The sequence below is a fragment of the Metallumcola ferriviriculae genome (assembly GCF_035573695.1).
In the GTDB taxonomy this organism is placed as follows: domain Bacteria; phylum Bacillota; class JADQBR01; order JADQBR01; family JADQBR01; genus Metallumcola; species Metallumcola ferriviriculae.
Map to the genome: position 1 here is coordinate 2,974,077 of NZ_CP121694.1, position 19,638 is coordinate 2,993,714.

Here is a 19,638-nt window from a genome sequence, read left to right on the forward strand (position 1 = left end):
ACTTTAGCGACCGCAAATACTCTTAGCCACCCTGCGGCCGGCTAATATACCGGCGGCACCGGCCGCAAGAAAAAACGCCGGATCTTGCTCGAACTCTCTTCCCATAGAATTAACTTTCAAATTACTTTTCATCAGTAAATGATGGGCCTGCATGCCGTCAACTTCAACCACCTTATGGCCTTGGGCAATTACTTCTACATCATCTTGGATTTCTTCCCATTCATCTTCTAGTTTGGGGAATACAACGGTTGCCTGGGAATGAACCATATCAAGAACTGTAAGGGTATGATGACTGACGCCCCGGTGCCTTGGTCTGGGATCGGCCATACTAAGACGTGGAATAACAAAAGGCCTGCCGCCCAACCGGTCTACGGTATCAATAAAAGACACCTGTTCCATACCGCTAAAACCAAAGGTGCTGCCCGTACCGGTGATTCCCGGCCCCATGGTAACCACAGCGACATCGGCCTTCAGCACATTCCTGGCTGCCAACAGCCCCGTATAAATGTTGACCGCCTCTAAATCACCGCCAAAAGCATGCCCAATGGTAACAGTTCCGTCCAAAAAACCCCTATGCTTGAGACTTGGTACCATTTTGCTAAAGCCCAGAGGCAGTGCCCCGCCGTCGCTCATTATATAAGCAACCCGTAATGTACTGTCAGCCGCTTTAATACCGGCAGCAGCATAAGGAAGCATGCTGTGCAGCAATCCTAACACCACAGGCATGCCGCCCAAATCCTCAGAAACTCTGAATTCCTCATAATACGGGCTGGCAGGCTCTTCCACCGCCAATACTTTAACCTGATTAGGGGTATACCGCAATTTTATAATATGCCCAGGTCGCAAGCTCTCCCGACCTGTATTATTGATGTTGGCCATGACGAAATGACAGCCGCCGCTGCCTAATCCAAGTCCCACGGCAGTGGTATTGACAAGCACTAAGTCGCCCACTGCTACAGTACCAGTGAGCAGGTCATAGTTTATTGCAGCAGCCTCACCAAGTTCCAATTTAATATTAATCTCTGTTACTCCCGGTCGATGACCCATAACTGCTGTCACTTCACCCTGACTAAAGCAAATCATTAATCTCTTCCACCTTTTCCCCAAAAGAACAGGCTGATAATCCAAAAGGTAAAATGCATTACTTAGTATACCTTTGACTGCAATGCTTTATTAATATTCTAAAATGGTCTCCTTACCTTAAGCACTGCGGCAGCAGTACCGCTTTCCTTACTCACCACACCAAGGCACGATAAACAGCAGCTAGTTCTTTTGCAAGCATATTGCTTAATCCCTTCCTAACCGATCCAACCTATTAAGAAGATTATTTCCCTCTATTACACGAGTAAAGGAAACTTTTTCCCCATACCAATGCAACGCAACCAATAAAGCAACCAGAGCCACTTTTAACATTTCCGGCAGAGCCCACATCATTGTCAACCCTAGCAATACCCCCAAAATATTTGCCCCTACATCACCTAACATAGCCTCGCCGCTTAAGTCCCAAGGAAAAAAAACCAGGGCCGGAGCAATAATCAGCCAGATCAGGCCTTTTGGCAAAAAAGGGCCGGGTATTAAAAGCAATAGAACACCGACAAAGAAAAATAGCTTTAACGCTCTCCCTGGCCTCAAGTCCATTAAATTTAAAAAATTAGTGGTCAAAGCAATCATCAGGGTATTAACAACCACCACCCAGGGAATAGAAGAATAAATAACTGCGGCAGCAAAAGCGGTCAGGCCCCCGCCAACTGCTTTTACAAACCCTGTGGTCATCTTTCTCTGACGCATCAGGGCCGATATGTGCCCTCTAAAACCTTTGCTGTCACCACCCCACAAGTCATCCAAAAACCCCACCCCGCCCATAATCATAGCAGCAACTAACAATAAAGCTGCCTCCCGCTTAACAGGAAGCAGCAAAGCTGCCAGATACAGACCCCCGGCCACGCCAAAAAGCGGGGTTAGTCCTCCTAAATACGGTATCTTATGACCCGCGTGATTGCTCCGGGTAATGTCACTATGATTCAAAAAGGCCATCAGGGGTGGCTGCATGGAGCGAGCCAAGGCATAATTAAACAACGCCAATAAATATACTGTTATTATTTCAGTCAAAGCCCCGCCCCCTATCCCGAGCTTTCTCTAAAAACACCCTGGCTACATGGCAGCACTGTCTGCCCCTATGGTAAAAGCCCCGCCAGTCCCGGCCCGTTTCCCGGTGAAACATCTCTACCGGTATTTCTATTACACGGAAACCTGCCCGATATGCATCAATGGTAAACGAAACTTCAACCCCAAACCCGTCCGCGAAGGGTGCAAGCCTCTCTGCTGCCCCTCGACTCATGGCCCGCTGTCCCGAGAGCGGCGATTGAAATTCCTTGCCGGTAAAAGAACGTAGGCCAAACCGGGCCAAATTTGTAACAACACCAAAACCGCCTTTAGATTTTGCAGGCGGAAATGCGGCGATAGCGATGTCAGCGTTACCTACTTTAATTGGCTGGTACAATTTGGCGGCGCATGCGGCACTTTCCCCTAAATCGGCATCCAAGAAACAAATATACTCCCCCAATGACTCCTGTAAGCCCCTGGTTAACGCCGCACCTTTCCCCTTATTGAAGGGTTGCACAATAACCTGGGCACCGGCAGCTTTAGCCTTTTCAGCGGTCCCGTCATTTGACCCATCATCCACCACCACAATTTCCTTGATATGCGGCAGGCTGTTTAAGGAATTAAGCGTGGCAGTAATTACAGCAGCTTCATTATAAGCAGGAATAATGACAGAGACATCGTCCTTCATACAGCAAACCACCTTTAAAAAAACAAAAATTTAAGCCGTATCAGCATTAGTCGAATTATTTGAAAAGTTTCCGGTGCTGCCAAAGCAATTAGTGTAATGGGCACCAGTGCTGCAACCATCAGCTGCGCCACATAGCCGACTTTCACCTGCTGCCGATATAATTTGCTAACGCCTTTGGCATCCACCAAGGCCGGGCCTATCTTCATCCTGGTTAGCATCGTGCTGGCCATACCCGGGCGGCCTTTTTCGAGGAAATCCAAGACATTAGAATGGCTGCCCACGGCTACTATTAAATCTGCTCCTTGTTGATATGCTAACAGCATGGCAATGTCTTCACTAGTGCCAGGAGCCGCGATGCTATGTCCAGTTAGACCCAGCTGGTGAAGCCGTTCCATTCCCGGGGCACGACCATCGGGATAAGCGTGGACAATCAATGTGGAGTTACACTTTAACGCGGCGTCGGACACACTATCCATGTCACCGACAATTAAATGCGGCTTAAAACCAGAATCCAATAGTGCATCGGCACCGCCGTCCACCCCGATTAGCACTGGTCTAACATCTCTGATATAGCTTTCGATCACACCTAAATCTTCCCGATAATTATGCCCACGCACCACTACCAGGGCATGACGCCCATTAAAGTCAACCGGTAGTGGCGGAACTGCCAGGTCGTCCAACAATAAGTCCATCTCTCTAGCAGCATAATCGAAAGTATTTTTAGCAAATTTAGTCAACTCATTGCGATAATTGCCCAAACTATCTTTCAATTGGCTGGTAACGGAACTTACAGTATGTATAGTTCCGGTGGCGATTTGCTTTTCCCCAAGGAAAATACCGCTGCCCTGGATTTCTACTACCTGTCCTTCACTTAACATATCAACCAGCCGCCTACTATCAGCATCCAACAGTGTTACCCCGCTCTTTACCAATAATAGCGGACCTTGATTAGGATATCGGCCGCTGATGGACTGACCTAGGTTAATAACCGCTTTGACCTTAGACGCTAATAAGCTTCGCGCCGCCAGTTCATCAATATCGCGATGATCAATGATGGCGATATCACCTGGTTTCAACCGTTTGGCCAAGTTTTTGGTTTTTTTATCAATTCTAACTTTTCCCCTAATTCGCATTCCTTTTCACCTAATAGTAGTATGGAACAATAATGATGTAACCTATACCCCTTTTTTAGGTTAAGAGAAAACATAAAAAAAACCGCCCCTTTATCGAGCGGTTCAAATTTATGATTTTTTTATTCTTTTAACTAACCTTACCGATTCTCAGCTTATCTGCCACCATGGCGATAAATTCTGAATTGGTGGGCTTGCCGCGTTCTACGTTGATGGTATAGCCAAAAAACTTATTCATCATGTCCACATTACCGCGATCCCAGGCCAATTCTATAGCATGTCGGATAGCCCTTTCAACCCGACTTGGGGTCGTATTATACTTCTTAGCAATCATAGGATATAATTCCTTGGTCACCGCACCCAATAAATTAACTTCATCAATCACGAATAGAATAGCGTCTCTCAAATATTGATAGCCTTTAATATGAGCAGGTACACCCATTTGATGAATAATCTTTGTCACTTCCACATCAAGATTGCGCGTTTTTACAAATGCGCCTCTGACACCATTTTCATTGCTAGGCATTCCATTTGCCAGCTGACGAATGCGCGTCCCCAGCACATCCAGGTCAAAAGGCTTAAGAATGTAGTAATCGGCACCCAATTGCATGGAGCGTTGAGTCATGCTTTCCTGTCCTAAAGCTGTAAGGATGATTACTTTAGGCTTTTTTCCATCAACGCTGGAAAGTTTCTCCAGCACCCCAATCCCATCCAAATGAGGCATTATGATATCCAACACTACTACATCGGGTTCGTTTTCCTGGATTAGGCCTATCGCTTCCGTCCCATTAAAAGCTGTACCTACCAGTGATAAATCTTCTTGCTCTGCAAAGTAACTTTGCAGAATATTGCAGAACTCCTTGTTATCGTCTGCAATCAAGACATTAATTGAATCATTCATGATATACATCCCGCCTCCTGTAAATATTTCAATTTAAAAGCAATTTCGACGACGAAATAAAATAATCCTGCTGTAAGTGGTAAAAAGTGCTAAATATCTAAATTCAGCTAAAGTTCTACGAATTTCGTGAAATATGTAAAAAACCAGGATCTATTTTGCTGATAGTCCTGGTTTTGGTAATTGATTCTGTCTCATTTAACATCCATTCGGCAGGTACCGCATATCCTCTTGTTGGATCGTTAATAAATACATGGGTAACCGCACCAACCAGCTTACCATTTTGAACTATGGGACTACCACTCATTCCCTGGATTATGCCGCCAGTAATGGAAAGAAGCTTCGGGTCGTTAATACGAATTACCATTCCCTTTCCTTCTATTCGATTGTACGGCATTACCCGCTCAATTTCTATAGAAAACCTTTCTATCTTGTTTCCGTCAACTACCGTGTAAACCGTTGCAGAACCAGGTTGAATTTGATTAACCAAAGCAACCGGTAGTGGACTATCAAAATAAGGGTTTTCTGGTATTTTGCTCATTTCCCCAAATATACCTACCGTAGTGTTCTTCTCTATATTTCCTCTAATACCTTTTTCTTGAAAGATCCCTATTTTTTCACCTGGCTGACCTTTTTTTCCTTGTTGAATACCGTGCACCGCTGCTGATACTACTTTACCATGCCCGAGGTCAATCTGTTTATTGGTTTCTGCATCAATTATCACATGGCCCAAGGCACCGTAGGTCTTGCTATTCGGCTCAAAAAAGGTGAGTGTACCTACTCCTGCAGCGCTGTCTCGAATAAACAGTCCAATTCGATAGCGCTCTGTTTCCTTGCAATACTCGGGAGCAATAGATACTTCAATTTTTCGGTCATTTCTTTTCAATATCATTTCCACCGGCAGTTTGCTGTCACCGGCCTTATCAATAACTCTAGCCGCTTCTTTGTCTGTAGCTACCTGAACACCATTGATGCTGATTATTTGGTCACCTATTTCCACACCAGCTTCTTTAGCGGGAAAATGGTTTCTGTCATCGTGCCCTTTTACCGGTGAATACCCAACAATGGATACTCCCTGGGCTTGAAGCATCACGCCAATAGACTGGCCTCCAGGGTAAACTTTATTTTGGGCAACTACATTTACTGTCATTTGACGCAAGGGAATTATACCAAATAGTTTTAAATTTAGCTTTACTTTTCCCGGTTGAATTGCCACCGGCCAAGTTTGAGAAAAACCTAACACTTTTTCTGATATCATTTCGCTGCCATCGATTTTGAGCACTCCGTCAGTTTCTGTCCTGACATCGAGGCTCAGCTTTTCCATGATCTCGTTAGGAAAGTCTAAATCCAGTCTTACTTGTTCGCCGACCGGAATTCTTTGTTGGGTGGGGAGGGTTAGAAAACTTCGTACCTGAGACGTAAAACTAACTGTGGTCATTAGAAATATCAAGCACAAACCTAAAAACGTGCTTTTTCTGAAATTCTGCACTTTTTTACCCTCCTGCCTTGTTCCCACGAGGACGCTTTAGTTACTCCTACCTCCTAAATGAAATGAGTCGGAAAATATTTCCCTGGAAAACTCTTCATCTTCTGCAGAAGTTGATTTAACTCGAGTTCTAACATTAAATTAACCTGTCTTGGTTGCTTTTATGCTATGAAACCCTTGTCAAATCTGCCGGTAAAACTTCCAGCAGCTATCTTTTTCAATAAATCAGGCGTCTGAGAAAGGTAGCTTCAATTTTTGACAAAATCAATTTTTCTTTAAAAATATTTTGCCGCTCACTTAAAATTTTATGAAAAAAGTATTAAAAAAAGACTGCCCTAAAAAGACAGTCCTTTAATATCTATTATCTCTACTTTTTTAATAAATTTTTTGCATGCTGCGTTGTTAACAGATCATTACCGCCTAACATTCTGGTAAGCTCTGCAATTCGTTGTTCTTCTTTTAAAGCTGAAATATTAGTGATTGTGCGGCCGCTGGCAATCTGCTTTTTAATAGCAAAATGCTTTCGGGCCTTGGCTGCAATACGTGGGCTGTGAGTAACGCAAAGCACCTGGCGATGTTTACCGATAGCTGCCAATTTTTCGGCTACCCGGCCAATGGTCTCACCACCAATACCTGCATCAATCTCGTCAAAAATTAACGTAGGCACTTGGTCTATCTCTGCCAGTACCGTCTTGAGTGCCAGCATAATCCGAGACATCTCCCCGCCGGATGCAATGCGCGCCAGCGGTTTTAATTCTTCTCCGGGGTTTGGCGAGATAATAAACTCTATAGTATCACGCCCGTCAGGGCCGGGTAAAACTTGGTCGATTTGGACCCGAAACTTTGTATCCTCCATACCCAAATCTTCCCATAGGGCGCCGAGATGTTTGGCTAATGTCTCACCGCCTTGATGACGCAAATCGCTTATTTTTTGAGCCAGTTTAGTATAATGCTGTTCCATATTGCCGGCTTCCCGGCGCAAAAAGTCCTTGTTTTCGTTCTTAAACTGTAATTCTTCCAAAGAAGCGGCCGCTTCTTGCCTAAAAGCCAATATCTCTTTTATGCTGCCGCCATATTTTCTTTTAAGCTGCCTGATGAGCTGTAGTCTATTTTCTGTCTCTTCCACCTGTTTCGGGTCAAGTGTCATTCCCTCACCATAATGCCGAAGCTCCGCTGCGCATTCTTCTATTTGGTAAAGCATTTGTTCCAAAGTTTCCGCCATTGGAGTGACACTATCATCATATTTTAACATGGTACGAATGTCTGCCAACGCTTGGCTCACCGAATCGTAGGCACTCTCCTTTGCAGCGCCGTTTCCATAAAGCAGAGCACGGACCTTTTCTACAGAACCCAGCAGTATTTCGGCTCCGTCCAGGCGACGCCTTGCGGCCTCTAATTCCTCTTCCTCACCCGGCGATAACTGTGCCTTGTCAATTTCCGTCACTTGGAATTGGAGAAACTCTTCCTCCCGGGCCAAGTCTCGGGCTTTTTTTTCTAAATCGTCAAGCCGCTTCAGTGTTTCCTGCCACTGCAAATATACTTTACCGATCTCCGCCACCGCAGCACTCAGTTCATCGCCACAAAAGCCATCCAACAGCTGTTTTTGCGTGTTGGCGATTAGGAGGGACTGGTGGTCGTGTTGGCCGTGGATATCCACCAAAATTTTCCCCAGCCGCTGATACATGGCAAGTGTAACAGCCTGGCCGTTGACGCGACAGGTATTTTTGCCGGCCGCGGATATTTCCCTAGACAGCAGCAAATTATCTTCTTCATCACGAGACAGACCCATCTCGGACAATAGCGTTTTAACCTCCGGCAGATGTGTCGTTTCGAATAGACCGCGCACCACAGCTGCATCAGCCCCAGTGCGGATATATGTTTGGCTCGCCCTTTCGCCCAATAACAAAGCAACAGCGTCAATAATGATAGATTTGCCCGCTCCGGTCTCACCGGTTAATACATTCAATCCGGCTGTAAATTCTATATGTAATTGTTCAATTAAGGCAAAATTCTCCACGCTTAATTCTCTTAGCATAGTATCCTCCTACGCCAATAGGCTGTCAAAACGTTCCAATATTTCACCCACTGCCTCTTTTGGTTTAATAATCACCAAAATAGTATCGTCACCGGCCACAGTTCCGATAACTTCTTTCCACGCCACATGGTCCAGGCAGGAAGCCACTGCATTGGCAGTCCCAGGCAGAGTACGAACTAAAATTAGGTTTTCACTGTAATCGATGGATATCATCGAATCCCTGAATAATCGCTCCAGTCGCAGGCGATAATTGCCGCCTCTTTGCTCCTGGGGCAGCGCATAACGATAGGCCTTATCCCCACCGGGCACCTTAACCAGACCTAATTCTTTGATATCCCGAGAAATAGTCGCCTGGGTAATGTCATACCCATCCTTTCTCAATACCGCTACCAGTTCTTCTTGAGTTTCTATCTCGAATTGTTCTATTAATTCCATAACTTTTTTCTGTCTCCGCGCTTTCAACACTGTTCACCTCGTTTCTGAATGGCCAGTAAAATCGGTGAGTTATTCTCCCGATTGGGAAAGCTAAATGAAATCACATCCCACCCATCCTGTGGCAAAGCATCCGCCCAAGCGGTTACCTTTTTGGCTTCCTCCTCACCGCCGGGGTGGCCGGTATAAAGCACTAAAGTAATCAGACCATAAGGGAGCATAAGCTCCGTTAATATATCAAGGGCCGCAACAGTGGTATTAGGCTTTGTTACCAATCCCTTGTTACCACCCGGTAAATAGCCAAGATTAAACATGGCTCCGGCAATTTTCTCATGAACATATTCTGCCATCTGCTGATGCCCGTCATTTATCAAGGATACCCTTTCAGCCACATTGGCCAGCTGGAGGCGTTTTTGGGTGCTGTCCAAGGCCATTTGTTGAACATCAAAAGCGAATACTTTTCCCTGGGCACCAACCAGATTCGCTAAAAAAAGGGTGTCATGTCCGTTGCCACAAGTAGCGTCAAGACATACATCACCAATGGCCACGGCCTGGGACATCAATCTTTTTGCCTCTTGAACCGCATTAATAAATAATCTATTTTTTGCCACAGCGGCCGTCCTCTCCTCTTAATTTTTCCCGCAGTACTTCGTAAAAGCCACGCCCATGCAAGCGCACCAATTTGGTGGTAAAAGGCGCTCTTTGAATGGTGATTTCGTCACTTTCTTCAAGTTTAAAACCGTGCTGCCCGTCTACAGTAAGCATAACTTCCGCGACTGCTGAACGCACCACTACCCGAACTGTCTCTTGAGACGATAATACCAGCGGCCGGGCAGACAGAGTATGGGGGCAAATTGGTGTTACTACCATCACTTCTACGTTAGGGCTGACCAACGGTCCGCCGGCAGAAAGAGAATAAGCCGTAGACCCGGTCGGTGAAGATATGATGACACCATCAGCTGGGTAAGTGGTATGATAATGTTGACCAACGTAGGTTTCTAATAAAATCATCCGGGAAAAAGCGCCTTTTGTAACAACTATATCGTTAAGTCCAAAAAATTTATCTACAACAAGACCCTCACGTAAAACCCGGGCTTCCAGCATCATCCGTTCTTCAACGGTAAAATTACCCTCAAGGTAATTTTCCAGTCCCTGAAACAGATCGGGCAGTTCAATTTCTGTAAGAAACCCCAACTGACCTAGATTAATTCCTAGCAGCGGTGTTTGTCTAGGTGCCACTGAGCGGGCAGTATTAAGCAAGGTTCCATCCCCGCCCAATACCAAGATACAATCGGCTTGACTGCTTATTTCCTCTTCGGGCAGCCCCAATTCCTCCCGACCCACCAGCTGAGCGTTAGCGAGCGGTAAAACAAGTCGAACTTCTCGCTTTTCCAGCCAGGTAATCATTTCCCCCGCAACTTCCAGCGCCCGTGGTTTTTTAGCATTTATTATCAATCCGATTACTTTCATTCTGCTCACCTGACCCTAAAATAAAAATATAAATATGTAACCAAAATTCCTACAGCAATAAGAGTAACGTCCCTCAGCCGCTGTTCTGTGCGGTTGACTGCCATCTGGAAACTAATATGACGTATCTTACCGTTATCTGCATCAAACAGGATAATACCGTCGGCTCGGCGCACGGAGTAATACTCCAACAGCTGCCTTCTGCTGCGAGCGCTGTTTAGGCGACGGGTCTGTTTGCCCGATTTCACTTCAACCAGATATGTCTTACCCTGCTTCGCCACTACTAGGTCTATTTTAACTACATGACGATACTGCCGGTCATCTACATTTACCAACACTGGATAGTTCTGTTCAACTTCCACAATACGGTAACCCTGCTCGCTCAATTCACTTGCTGTATTTTGCACCGCCTTCCGCGCCAGCAGCATTTTTTTTCCTGCTCGCCGCTGTCGCAAGCCTTTAGTAATATTATAAGTCAAAAATACAGCTAATATAAAGCCCAGTATAATTAAGTCGGAAGTGCGCAAATTATTCACCTCAATATCCTTTTCTACATGGATAAAATATATCCTGTCAATCAAGGCCAGGCAAAAAGAAAACTTGGTGCAGAATACCTTTATGCTAAAAAAAGAGACCAGGAATTTTACCTGGCCTTACGCTGTTTATGACTCTTTTTCATTTGATATAATCCGCGGTCAGCACATTCTATGAAACCGCTGGAACCACAGTTTACTCCCAGGTAAGTGGCCAGTCCATAACAAATGCTGATCATGCCGGTAAATTCTTGTCCCTGGTAATTATATCGATGCTCACTAACTGCTTTTGCCAGTCTTTCTGCCACCGAACTAGCTGTATCCCCGTTGGCGCCGGGTAAAATCACCGCAAATTCATCCCCGCCGTAACGGGCCACTTGGTCACCATCCCGTACTGCCACACTTATTACAGCAGCTACTTCCTTAAGAATAAAGTCACCGGCCACATGACCGTAGGTATCATTAAATTTCTTGAAATTGTTAATATCTATCATCAGCAGTGACACTATTTGGTCATCCTTAGTTCCTGTGTTGGCCATTTCCCTATCCAAGGCGGCACGAAAGTAACCATAATTAAAAAGCCCCGTTAATGCATCGGTGGACGCCGCTAACTTTAGTTGGTCCATCAATCGAGCATTCTCCACAGCCAAACCTAATTGAACCGCCAGCGCACTGAGAAAATCAACGTCTACTTGACCGAAATTGTTCTTTGTCTCACTATGAACAGTCGCAACCCCCAGTACTCGGTCCTTCACAATAATTGGAACCGCCAATACCGCTGCCACCTGAAACGCCTCAACTATTTTCGGCGTAGCTCTGGGGTCGTTAGCAGCATCATTAACCACTACAGGGTGAGCTGTTTCAAAAGCCAAACCGCTAATGCCCTTAGTCTCATCGGCATCCTTGGGAAATTGATAACCTTGCTTACTAAAAAAATACGCAGTTTCTAACCGTAATTGCCGGCGTACTTTTCGAGACAGGAGCAGATGACAACTATCTACCTCCATGATTGCCGCAATCTTGCGGGTGCTATTGCGTAAGATTGTATTCACATCGTGGCTTGAATTTAGTTCGAAGATGTATTCATTGAGCAAAACAAGTTTAGGATGCAACCTTTCCCCATCATCTGCATGCCAATACTTACCGGCTATCATTTGATTTCACCTCGCCCTAAATCCCTTAAAATAATAATTTAAAAAAGTGATTTAATACTTCTCCAAGGATACAGAAAATTCCTTTAGCCTATATGTAAAATTTTTCAAAAAAAGCAAATTAAAATAACTAACGGTTTATGAAAAAGTCTCAGTGGGACACACTAAGTGTGACAAGGAGGTGCCCTGATGGCACGCAAAAAAGACCGAACCGATATGCCCCACCGATCCGCCCAGGAACGAAGCAAAGATTTTGAAGAAGTATCGTTGGGTTATTCTAAAGAAATGGCCTTGGAAGAAGCACAAAGATGCCTACAGTGCAAAACTCCCACTTGCGAACAAGGCTGCCCTGTCGGCATTGGCATAAAAGACTTTATCAAACACATGCAGACGGAAGATTTGAACAAAGCCTCCGAAAGCTTAGAAAAGTCCAATACCCTTTCGGCCGTGTGCGGTCGAGTATGCCCCCAGGAAACGCAATGTGAATCAAAGTGTATCTTGGCCAAAAAGGGTCAACCAATTGCAATCGGACGGCTGGAACGTTACCTGGGCGACTATAGCATGAAAAAGAAACAGCATTCCAAGTCGAAATTACATTAGAATAAGTTTCCCATAACGGCAGAAGTAACAATTTAACAACCACTTCTCAAAACATATTCTTTTTCACCAGGTAAATGATTGCCGCCCCGGATAAAGTCAATGACAGCCCAACTGTAAAAATAAAAGCAAACGGATTATCCTGCATCGGTAGTACCACATTCATGCCGAAAAAACTGGCTACCATGGTGGGCAGCGCTAAAATAATGGTTACTGAGGCGAGGAATTTCATCACCATATTGAGGTTGTTGGAAATAATTGAAGCAAAAGCATCCATCATACCACTGAGAATGGAAGAATATATTTCGGCCATATCAATGGCCTGCTTATTCTCAGTAATAACATCCTCAAGCAGGTCCTGGTCCTCGGGGTACATCTTAAGAAAGGGGGATTTTAGCAATTTTTCCATCACTATTTCGTTAGCCTTTAGCGATGTATTGAAATAAACCAAACTTTTTTCTAAATCGAGCAATTTGATTAATTGCTCGTTTCTCATAGAACGGTGCAGTTCTCTTTCAATGTCATTGGTTTTCTTGTCAATTTCTTTGAGGTATTTAAGATAAAGTGCCGCGGTACGGTAAAGTATTTGAAAGATAAACCTGGTCTTTTTAAAGGTGTACCAGGTTTTTATCCGGCCGTTAACAAAATCCTCAAGCAAGATGTTATCTTCAAGACATACTGTAATTAAATTATTAGCAGTGACAATCATTCCAAAAGGAATAGTATCGTATCTTGTCCTACCCCGCTCGCTTTCAATGGTTGGGATATTAATAATAATGAGGATGGTACCCTCTTCAACTTCAATACGGGGGCGTTCCTCGTCATCTAACGGTGCCTTTAAGAAATCGAGCATTACACCGGTCTCACGATTCACCCGTTGGATTTCAGTCTCGGTGGGTTTAACCAAGCTAACCCAAGCTCCCTTATGATTAAGGTCTTCTGTCTCATGTAATTTATTTTCAACAGTTCTCCAAGCCTTTAACATGTCACCCCTCCTATTTTGCAACTACACTTCTTATGTTACACCTTTCCCCCTTTTGCTTCAAATAATTTCACCGTGATAGGAAACACTATAGAAAATCCTGATAATGGGGGAATTTCCAAGTGAAATATGTCATCATCTGTCTGGTTGTAGTCGCGTTGCTTTCCCCGGTGATATTCTTTTATCTATTGTACACTTCCACCGCACCGATGTTTAACGAAGAGCTGCCGGAAGAGGCGGTAATAGGCAAACGCCTGTGGCAAAGTAAAGGCTGCGTAGAATGCCATACGATATTTGGCAACGGCGGCTACAATGCCCCGGACCTTACCAATTCCTTCAGTATCCGGGGGGAAAAATGGCTGAAGCAGTTCTTTGCCAAGCCGCCAATGATGCGCCCCCATAAGCAAAGGAAGCATCCGGGATTAACCCCCAAAGATACAAGAGCAATGCTGGCATTTTTTAAGCTTCTTGACAATATCCCTAACTTGGGCTGGCCGCCAAAGCCCCACTACACTCCCGCTCCAAAACAGCAGGATGGTCAGTGATGTTCAGATTATTAAAACGCCTATTCAAAAAAACCACAGGTCAAGAACCAGAAAGTTTTACTACTCGCGCTGTTGCCTACCCCTTTTGTGTCGCGGCAGTATTGTTTTTCGGTTTTCAGGTTACTGTAGTTACCATGGGGTCCCTGGAGTTAATCTGGCCTAATCTGCCGGCGCCGGTACCCTTTCGCTCGGGACGGATGGTTCATCTCAACCTAAGTGTATTCTGGCCGCTAATGGCGACAATTGGTGCTGCTTTCTATTTTTTTCCCGGGGAAGCAAAGAACGAGTTGGCCCACCCAAGGATGGCTAGACTGCTGTCTTACGGTTTGCCCGTAACCTTGGTAGGAATTTTATTATCCTTCGTCTTTGGTTTAACGGAAGGGCGAGAGTACCTGGAGGCAATTCGGCCCTTTGACTGGGCCATTACACTGGCTCTACTATTGTTCTCCATAATCCTTACCCAGACCTATTTAAAAAAGGCTACCCCAAAGCTGCGGCCCGCCCTGCTGGGGATGCTTTTAGGCGCCTATTCCTTACTGGGTCTTTTTATACCAAATTTATTCTTTTACAGCCACCCGGCAGTGGATGAAGTAGTGAAATTCTGGGTAGTGCATTTATGGGAGGAAATGAGCCTTGAGCTTTTAGGCACCAGTATCATTGCCGCCTATGTATTATCTTCCACTCCTAGAAATCGCCGTGCGGTACATACTATATTATATCTTGATTTAGCTTTCGTGCTTATTACCGGTTTTTTTGCCACCGGACATCATTACTATTGGATAGGCTTGCCTCATTACTGGTTGTGGGTTGGCGGAATTTTCAGCACACTTCAGGTTCTTCCCTCGGTTTTTTTAATCTATTCCCAGTATAAAAGCTATCGGGCTGAGAAGTTTCAGTCCATGAGTCGGGCAGAAAAGCTTGGTTTTGCCTTTATAGTGTCGAGTCTCTTTTATCATTTCCTAGGCGCCGGGGTATTGGGGTGGATTCTAGCTATGCCCTTCATTAATAATTTCGCTCATGGCACCTATTTAACCTCGTCCCATGCCCACTTTGCCCTATTCGGCGTCTTTGGGTTTCTTGCTCTCGGATTTGCCGTGTACATCCTTACCAATGAATTTCCTTTGAAGAATAAGGACTATAAACGCCTCTGGTGGAGTATTGCCTTTTTGAACGTGGGGTTATTAATTATGGGATTAGCTTTGGCCATAGCCGGAACCTTGGAAACATACCTTTACCGAATTCTGGGCAACGACTTCATGGAGACACAAAGAATACTGATACCTTATCTAGTCATCAGAACGGCAGGAGGAGCCGTTTTTTCCGCTGGCGGTCTTATATTGGCCTGGACTATATTTAAACTAGCTATTGGCAACCTACACGGTATCATTTTCCTGCCACCCGAACGGCGTAAATAAAAAAGTCAACACCCTTGGTGAAAGACACAAGACACCACCGGCGTTGACTTTTTGCTTCTTAAGTAACGCTTTATTCAATCACTTATCACAGTCCACAATCAGGAGTGTAACAGTTATTATCAATAAACTGACATTTCTCCTTACATGACGGGCAAATTTCCGGCGGCACTTCCGCCTCTAACGTATAGCCGCACTTATCACATTTCCAATTGTTCATCCCTATTCCTCCCCGATCTGGCGCCTTAAAACCGCTAGTTTTTGCAGGTGACCTTCTTCCTCCCGAATGAGGTCATCAACCACCTGCTGCTTATTTTTACTTGTAAACCTGCGGAACCCGATAAAAAATAAGATAGAATCTTTTTCAAAGGAAGCAGCCAGCAGTAGTATTTCTTCCGGGGAAACGGCATCATCCACCATACGCGTTAGTCGGTGGTCATCATTAAACATATGGGTTTCTGCTGTACTTTTCATATAATCGAAGTACTCACCTGGGTAGCTCTCCCGTGGGTTGGTCCCCTCAAAATCCTCACCTAATTTGATAAAATCCGCCTGGTGGCGGTCCTCTTCTGCGGCCAAATAGCTTAAAAGCTTTTTAGCTTCTAGGTGTTCACATTTATCCGCCAACCGGCGATAGAACTCAGCCCCCTTTTTTTCGATCTCTGCTGCCAGATCGATCACTTCGCTGGGTTCAAATCTAGATAAATTCCACAAAATACTCACTCCTCTCCCCGATGAACTGCCCCGTAAGTTTTTAAGGCCTCCCGGGCAAAATCCTTACCCGCTTTATACACTTCCTCCAGCACCGCCGGCGCCTCAGCCACACTGCCAGGGTAATCAAAACCGGTATAGTGCAATTCGCCGGTTAACCGATAATTAATGCTAGTAAAATATACTTTAGCAATATCAGCCGCGTTTTGACCATAACTCTTATTTTTCCAAGCACCTACGGTCATAAAAAAGGCAGGCCTCTTTTCCTCTTTATTAACGAAAGGGCGCTTAAAGGTATACTTGGCATGCCACCAACACTGAAAGCGGTCAATAAAGACCTTCGTCTGCGCGGAAAGACTGCCAAAGTAAATTGGGGTCATTATCAATAAACCGGCCGCCGCGGCAATTTCTGCATAAATAGGCCGCAAATCATCACGCATCACGCAAAAGCCACTACCGGCGCAGGCATCACAGGCCTGGCACAAACGGATATCTAAAGCATTAAGGCGAATTAGTTCCGTCTTTGCACCGGCATTCTCTGACCCTTTCAAGAACTCAGCAACTAATGTTTCACTATTGCCCTCCCGACGGGGACTACCCACAAAAGCTAATATCTTTGCCATAATAACTCTCCTAAGAAAAGCCGGAGAAGCTGACAGCCTTCCCGGCTAAAGTGCTAATAATTTTCTGCCGTTACTTCAAAGAAAGCCTGGGGATGAGCACAAACAGAGCATACATCCGGTGCCTCGGGACCCTCATGGATATGGCCGCAGTTACGGCATTCCCACTTAACGGTATTTTCCTTCTTGAACACCTTGCCATTTTCTAGGTTCTCCAATAACTGCTTGTAACGCTCCTCATGCTTCTTTTCAATTTTGCCGATTCCTTCAAATACCTTGGCTATCTCTTCAAACCCTTCTTTTCTGGCTTCTTTAGCCATACGCGGGTACATATCCACCCATTCACCGTTTTCACCGGCCGCCGCAGCTTTCAAATTAGCTGCTGTATCGCCGATGCCCTGAAGAGTCTTAAAATGAAGCTTGGCATGCTCCTTTTCATTCGCTGCTGTCTCTTCAAAAATGGCGGCTATCTGCTGATATCCTTCTTTTTTGGCTACAGCCGCAAAATATGTATACTTATTGCGAGCTTGGGATTCACCGGCAAACGCCTCCCATAAATTCTTTTCGGTGTTGGTCCCTTTTAAATCTTTTGCCATTAATACTTACCTCCTCGATAAAATTTAGTATCTAACTTACTTGACAGACCAAAGACCATGCACATTACAATAGCTGCGTACCTCTTTTACCTCCTGCCGATTTACTGCAAATTCAGCAGCCGGTGCTTCTTCAGCGTTAAGCTCCGCCCGATGAATTTTATCAGCGGTAAGTATTTCAATAAACTTGATGTAATGTTTCTCTCCATGGGATGATGGACACTTCCCACTTCCACACGAATTCCACTTGTTTCTTCCTTGATTACCGGCAGGTGTTTTTCTTTTCCCTGATCTTCAGTCTTGGCAGTAAGTTTTTCCATTGGCTGACCGCAGCATACCAACGCATCAGCCCCGGCATGAGCTATTTCCACCACATTACCACAGATGTCACATTTGTAAATTTCCCTCAGTTTCGTCACGGTAACTCCCCTCCTAGTCTTCTACTTTTTCAAAGTCTTCTTTACCCACGCCGCATAGTGGGCACTCCCAATCCTCCGGCAGGTCTTTGAAAGCAGTCCCCGGCTTTATACCGTTATCGGGATCACCTACTGCAGGGTCATAAATGTAACCACAAGCGGTACATTCATATTGAGCCATTCTTATCACCCCCCAAAAAAAATGTCGTTACCTTAGCTTTCCTCAAAACGTGATTTGTTATTACTAATAATAATTACTAATAGCATTATTGTCAAGAGATATTTCTTAATTTTTTATTAATATGTTCTCTCCTTGATGACTTTATCCCAAAATAAAAACTCTTGACGTGACTAATCCAAGGGCGGCAGCACAATACAACACCTTGCACCGCCGCTGGTGACCGTCTTACTTTTCCCGCAGCAGATATCTCAGCGTGCGTGGGCTGATATTTAATTTTTTTGCCGCCTGGGTTCTGTCTCCCAGTGTATCCCGTAGAGCATCTATCAGAATTTTTTTTACAAGATAGTCCTCTGCCCGTTCGATATACCCCCGTACCTGCTGCAGGTCCGAAGCGCTGTTGGGGTGATAGCTTTCCGCCAACCATTGTTCTAGATGCTGCTGCAGCCGCATCTGGGGATCAGTGCTTATAACCGTCATTTCTCTGGAAGATTTACCGACAGCATTAATGCGCAGGTTACTTTCTTCGATAATATTTCCCGCAGTAAGGGCCATAGCCTGAGATATCACGTTGGCCATTTCACGAATGTTGCCCGGCCAGGAGTATATCTGAAGTTTATTAATAGCTCCCGGGGAAAAATGCACTGTGCGATTCCCTGATTGCCTCATAGCCAGGTGTTTGGCAAGATAAGGAATATCCTCCACCCGTTCACGAAGAGGCGGTAGCTCTAGAGTAACCACATTAAGACGGTACAGCAGGTCCTTACGGAAATTTTTTTTTGCCACCGCTTCCTCTAAATCCACATTGGTAGCTGCTATTACTCTACAGTCAGTCTGCAGCAGCCTTTCAGAACCGATACGAGTAAACTGTCCTGAATCCAACGCCCGTAGTAGTTTTACCTGAACGGACATACTGGCATCACCTATTTCGTCCAAAAACAACGAACCCCTGTCCGCTATTTCAAACACGCCCCGCCGAGCAGCATGAGCGCCGGTAAAGGACCCTTTCTCATGACCAAAAAGCTCACTTTCCAAAAGGGTTTCCGCCAGGGCACCACAGTTTACCGGAACAAATGGTTGATGCCTCCGTTTGCTGAGACAATGGACATACCTAGCTAAAACCTCTTTTCCGGTGCCGGTCTCACCCCGGATTAGCACGGTGATATTTTTCCCTGCCACCCTTTCGGCAACGGATATCAACCTTTTCACAGTTTCACTGCCGCCGGTGATAAAACCTAACTGCGCTCTGATTTCCCTGGACTCTTCAGTTTCTTCGGTTTGCCATGGCTTAGTACCCATAGCTCGAACAACCAGTTCTTCCAAGGTATCTAAATCATCAAAAGGTTTTTCTACATAATCAAATGCCCCAAGTTTAATAGCTTCAACCGCCGATTGCACCGTGCTGTACCCAGTCATGATTATCACATGGGTCCCGGGATAATGCTGTTTGATATCCCGAAGCAAATCCAGACCGCTGCCATCGGGCAGCTTTAAATCCAGCATTATAACCTGAAAACCTGATTGCTCCAATGACTGCCGTGCCTCTTTTATATTATGCGCTACCACAGTATCAAAGTTTAACTGCTTTAGAAAGTATTTAAAGAACCGGCCCACATCTTGTTCGTCGTCCACTACTAAAATTCGGTTTTCTTCTTTCACGG

22 protein-coding genes and 1 pseudogene are annotated in these 19,638 nt (G+C 45.1%); 3 read left to right on the forward strand and 20 right to left on the reverse strand.

The annotated features are described in order from the left end of the window. Positions 1-3 precede the first annotated feature (3 nt). The 12 genes from MFMK1_RS14645 to MFMK1_RS14700 all read right to left on the reverse strand — a co-directional run bounded on the left by MFMK1_RS14645 (position 4) and on the right by MFMK1_RS14700 (position 11,926). Positions 4-1,083 (reverse strand): DUF3866 family protein, encoded by a 1,080-nt coding sequence (locus MFMK1_RS14645; protein ID WP_366922429.1) that lies wholly within the window; start codon positions 1,081-1,083, stop codon positions 4-6. 204 nt (positions 1,084-1,287) lie between these two features. Beyond that, positions 1,288-2,109, reverse strand: a complete 822-nt coding sequence (locus MFMK1_RS14650) for a hypothetical protein (protein WP_366922430.1) — start codon at positions 2,107-2,109, stop codon at positions 1,288-1,290. Further along, complete coding sequence (locus tag MFMK1_RS14655; RefSeq protein ID WP_366922431.1) at positions 2,102-2,791, reverse strand: glycosyltransferase family 2 protein; 690 nt, start codon at positions 2,789-2,791, stop codon at positions 2,102-2,104. The genes MFMK1_RS14650 and MFMK1_RS14655 overlap by 8 nt, the downstream gene beginning before the upstream one ends. A 14-nt stretch (positions 2,792-2,805) precedes the next feature. Beyond that, positions 2,806-3,924, reverse strand: a complete 1,119-nt coding sequence (gene steA, locus MFMK1_RS14660; protein WP_366922432.1) for a putative cytokinetic ring protein SteA — start codon at positions 3,922-3,924, stop codon at positions 2,806-2,808. 127 nt (positions 3,925-4,051) lie between these two features. Next, positions 4,052-4,822: a sporulation transcription factor Spo0A gene (gene spo0A / locus MFMK1_RS14665; protein ID WP_366922433.1), complete on the reverse strand. Its 771-nt coding sequence runs from the start codon at positions 4,820-4,822 to the stop codon at positions 4,052-4,054. 115 nt (positions 4,823-4,937) lie between these two features. Continuing rightward, positions 4,938-6,308, reverse strand: a complete 1,371-nt coding sequence (gene spoIVB / locus MFMK1_RS14670) for a SpoIVB peptidase (RefSeq protein WP_366922434.1) — start codon at positions 6,306-6,308, stop codon at positions 4,938-4,940. 364 nt (positions 6,309-6,672) lie between these two features. Beyond that, positions 6,673-8,340, reverse strand: a complete 1,668-nt coding sequence (gene recN / locus MFMK1_RS14675; protein WP_366922435.1) for a DNA repair protein RecN — start codon at positions 8,338-8,340, stop codon at positions 6,673-6,675. Positions 8,341-8,349: 9 nt separating this feature from the next. Next, positions 8,350-8,802, reverse strand: a complete 453-nt coding sequence (gene argR, locus MFMK1_RS14680) for an arginine repressor (RefSeq protein ID WP_366924960.1) — start codon at positions 8,800-8,802, stop codon at positions 8,350-8,352. Continuing rightward, positions 8,799-9,383 carry a tRNA 5-(aminomethyl)-2-thiouridylate-methyltransferase MnmM gene (gene mnmM, locus MFMK1_RS14685; protein ID WP_366922436.1) on the reverse strand — a complete coding sequence of 195 codons (585 nt, stop codon included), beginning with the start codon at positions 9,381-9,383 and terminating at the stop codon, positions 8,799-8,801. The genes argR and mnmM overlap by 4 nt, the downstream gene beginning before the upstream one ends. Beyond that, entirely contained in the window at positions 9,370-10,242 is an 873-nt protein-coding gene (locus MFMK1_RS14690; RefSeq protein ID WP_366922437.1) for an NAD(+)/NADH kinase, read from the reverse strand. Before MFMK1_RS14690 ends, mnmM begins: the two co-directional genes overlap by 14 nt. 5 nt (positions 10,243-10,247) lie before the next feature. Then, positions 10,248-10,766 (reverse strand): hypothetical protein, encoded by a 519-nt coding sequence (locus MFMK1_RS14695; RefSeq protein ID WP_366922438.1) that lies wholly within the window; start codon positions 10,764-10,766, stop codon positions 10,248-10,250. 116 nt (positions 10,767-10,882) lie between these two features. After that, positions 10,883-11,926: a GGDEF domain-containing protein gene (locus tag MFMK1_RS14700; RefSeq protein WP_366922439.1), complete on the reverse strand. Its 1,044-nt coding sequence runs from the start codon at positions 11,924-11,926 to the stop codon at positions 10,883-10,885. A gap of 186 nt (positions 11,927-12,112) precedes the next feature. Between MFMK1_RS14700 and MFMK1_RS14705 the strand changes: the two genes are divergently transcribed. Then, a complete protein-coding gene (locus MFMK1_RS14705) occupies positions 12,113-12,523 on the forward strand; it encodes a hypothetical protein (RefSeq protein WP_366922440.1) in 411 nt (136 codons plus the stop codon). A gap of 46 nt (positions 12,524-12,569) precedes the next feature. Here MFMK1_RS14705 and MFMK1_RS14710 read toward each other — a convergent pair whose 3' ends face one another. Beyond that, positions 12,570-13,505, reverse strand: a complete 936-nt coding sequence (locus MFMK1_RS14710) for a magnesium transporter CorA family protein (RefSeq protein WP_366922441.1) — start codon at positions 13,503-13,505, stop codon at positions 12,570-12,572. A gap of 119 nt (positions 13,506-13,624) precedes the next feature. Here MFMK1_RS14710 and MFMK1_RS14715 point away from each other — a divergent pair, with 119 nt between their 5' ends. Together MFMK1_RS14715 and MFMK1_RS14720 are read left to right on the forward strand one after the other, a co-directional pair. Then, positions 13,625-14,047, forward strand: coding sequence for a c-type cytochrome (locus tag MFMK1_RS14715; RefSeq protein WP_366922442.1), 423 nt, complete (start codon positions 13,625-13,627; stop codon positions 14,045-14,047). After that, a complete protein-coding gene (locus MFMK1_RS14720; protein ID WP_366922443.1) occupies positions 14,047-15,462 on the forward strand; it encodes a cbb3-type cytochrome c oxidase subunit I in 1,416 nt (471 codons plus the stop codon). The genes MFMK1_RS14715 and MFMK1_RS14720 overlap by 1 nt, the downstream gene beginning before the upstream one ends. A gap of 85 nt (positions 15,463-15,547) precedes the next feature. On the opposite strand, the gene MFMK1_RS14725 is transcribed toward MFMK1_RS14720, so the two are convergent. The 7 genes and pseudogenes from MFMK1_RS14725 to MFMK1_RS14755 all read right to left on the reverse strand — a co-directional run bounded on the left by MFMK1_RS14725 (position 15,548) and on the right by MFMK1_RS14755 (position 19,636). Then, complete coding sequence (locus MFMK1_RS14725) at positions 15,548-15,679, reverse strand: rubredoxin-like domain-containing protein (protein WP_366922444.1); 132 nt, start codon at positions 15,677-15,679, stop codon at positions 15,548-15,550. Positions 15,680-15,681: 2 nt separating this feature from the next. After that, on the reverse strand, positions 15,682-16,173 hold the full coding sequence (locus tag MFMK1_RS14730; RefSeq protein ID WP_366922445.1) for a ferritin-like domain-containing protein: 492 nt from the start codon (positions 16,171-16,173) through the stop codon (positions 15,682-15,684). Between the two features lie 5 nt (positions 16,174-16,178). Beyond that, entirely contained in the window at positions 16,179-16,793 is a 615-nt protein-coding gene (locus MFMK1_RS14735) for a flavodoxin family protein (protein ID WP_366922446.1), read from the reverse strand. A gap of 53 nt (positions 16,794-16,846) precedes the next feature. Next, on the reverse strand, positions 16,847-17,386 hold the full coding sequence (rbr, locus tag MFMK1_RS14740) for a rubrerythrin (RefSeq protein WP_366922447.1): 540 nt from the start codon (positions 17,384-17,386) through the stop codon (positions 16,847-16,849). A 36-nt stretch (positions 17,387-17,422) separates the two neighbouring features. Beyond that, positions 17,423-17,802, reverse strand: a pseudogene (locus MFMK1_RS14745) (desulfoferrodoxin). Positions 17,803-17,815: 13 nt separating this feature from the next. Beyond that, on the reverse strand, positions 17,816-17,980 hold the full coding sequence (rd, locus tag MFMK1_RS14750) for a rubredoxin (protein ID WP_366922448.1): 165 nt from the start codon (positions 17,978-17,980) through the stop codon (positions 17,816-17,818). A 225-nt stretch (positions 17,981-18,205) separates the two neighbouring features. Further along, positions 18,206-19,636, reverse strand: a complete 1,431-nt coding sequence (locus MFMK1_RS14755; RefSeq protein ID WP_366922449.1) for a sigma-54-dependent transcriptional regulator — start codon at positions 19,634-19,636, stop codon at positions 18,206-18,208. Positions 19,637-19,638: the final 2 nt, after the last annotated feature.

Coding starts and splice junctions, on each gene's coding strand:
- MFMK1_RS14645 (WP_366922429.1), bottom strand. CDS start 1,083: ATGATTTGCTTTAGTCAGGGTGAAGTGACAGCAGTTATGGGTCATCGA.
- MFMK1_RS14655 (WP_366922431.1), bottom strand. CDS start 2,791: ATGAAGGACGATGTCTCTGTCATTATTCCTGCTTATAATGAAGCTGCT.
- steA (WP_366922432.1), bottom strand. CDS start 3,924: ATGCGAATTAGGGGAAAAGTTAGAATTGATAAAAAAACCAAAAACTTG.
- spo0A (WP_366922433.1), bottom strand. CDS start 4,822: ATGAATGATTCAATTAATGTCTTGATTGCAGACGATAACAAGGAGTTC.
- recN (WP_366922435.1), bottom strand. CDS start 8,340: ATGCTAAGAGAATTAAGCGTGGAGAATTTTGCCTTAATTGAACAATTA.
- MFMK1_RS14690 (WP_366922437.1), bottom strand. CDS start 10,242: ATGAAAGTAATCGGATTGATAATAAATGCTAAAAAACCACGGGCGCTG.
- MFMK1_RS14700 (WP_366922439.1), bottom strand. CDS start 11,926: ATGATAGCCGGTAAGTATTGGCATGCAGATGATGGGGAAAGGTTGCAT.
- MFMK1_RS14705 (WP_366922440.1), top strand. CDS start 12,113: ATGGCACGCAAAAAAGACCGAACCGATATGCCCCACCGATCCGCCCAG.
- MFMK1_RS14710 (WP_366922441.1), bottom strand. CDS start 13,505: ATGTTAAAGGCTTGGAGAACTGTTGAAAATAAATTACATGAGACAGAA.
- MFMK1_RS14720 (WP_366922443.1), top strand. CDS start 14,047: ATGTTCAGATTATTAAAACGCCTATTCAAAAAAACCACAGGTCAAGAA.
- MFMK1_RS14725 (WP_366922444.1), bottom strand. CDS start 15,679: ATGAACAATTGGAAATGTGATAAGTGCGGCTATACGTTAGAGGCGGAA.
- MFMK1_RS14735 (WP_366922446.1), bottom strand. CDS start 16,793: ATGGCAAAGATATTAGCTTTTGTGGGTAGTCCCCGTCGGGAGGGCAAT.
- rbr (WP_366922447.1), bottom strand. CDS start 17,386: ATGGCAAAAGATTTAAAAGGGACCAACACCGAAAAGAATTTATGGGAG.
- rd (WP_366922448.1), bottom strand. CDS start 17,980: ATGGCTCAATATGAATGTACCGCTTGTGGTTACATTTATGACCCTGCA.